Source organism: Corynebacterium sp. c25Ua_47 (genome assembly GCF_039907205.1).
GTDB lineage: Bacteria > Actinomycetota > Actinomycetes > Mycobacteriales > Mycobacteriaceae > Corynebacterium > Corynebacterium hiratae.
This window is the reverse complement of the sequence record NZ_JASBOH010000035.1, coordinates 1-751: the sequence shown is the minus strand read 5'-3', so window position 1 is coordinate 751 and position 751 is coordinate 1. Positions and strand designations below refer to the sequence as shown.

1 protein-coding gene is annotated in these 751 nt (G+C 55.3%); it reads left to right on the top strand.

Annotated elements, in window-relative coordinates; genetic code table 11:
• The first annotated feature begins 2 nt into the window (after positions 1-2).
• On the top strand, positions 3-500 hold the full coding sequence (locus QKE52_RS13305) for a hypothetical protein (RefSeq protein WP_347949002.1): 498 nt from the start codon (positions 3-5) through the stop codon (positions 498-500).
• Positions 501-751 lie beyond the last annotated feature (251 nt).

Genomic DNA, 751 nt, shown 5'->3' with positions numbered 1-751 from the left:
CCATCATCGACACTCAAGACTTGGAAAAAATACGCGAGAAGCTGCGTCCACTACGACTTCCTGGCCAGATCAAACTTCACTGGACCGACGAACGTAATAGCCGACGCCGAAAAATCGTGGACACCCTTTCTGAGATCGACTCCATGCAAGCGATCATCACCCACCAGAGTGAAGTGAGCAAGAAAACGGAGAGGCACCGCAAGAAATGCTTGGAGCAGATGTACTTCGAGCTCTCCGAGATGCACGTCCACACCGTCACTTTGGAAAGCCGGCAAGAAGCACAAAACAGGCGAGACGTCGCCCATATAGTTGCCCTGCAGGGCCAGGGACAAAGTGCTGGCATCCGACTGCAACACGTACGCGGTGGCGATGATCCCCTGCTCTGGATTCCAGATGCCGTTCTGGGAGCACTGAACTCCGTCCATCTAGGGGAAGAGCAGTACTGGGAGAAGCTGCACGAGAAAGTGATCCTCAACCGTCCCACCCCGGATTCCCTCTAGAGGCAGACGAAGACCCTGAGTCCAGTCGTCCGGCTGGGGTCCCAGGGTCTTCTTCCGATCCTGTCGTAACAGGTGGCAATAACACTAGGGTAGCACCATTTGGCACCATTTGGCACCGATAGGCCCCGTCCGTTTCCTTAGCTGGATCGGCGGCCTCATCCTGGTTTCCTGACCAAATCCACATCGACCAAGCCGAACGCAGCGGGCTAAATATCACTCTGCTCAATACCCCTAGACGTTGACACCGACAT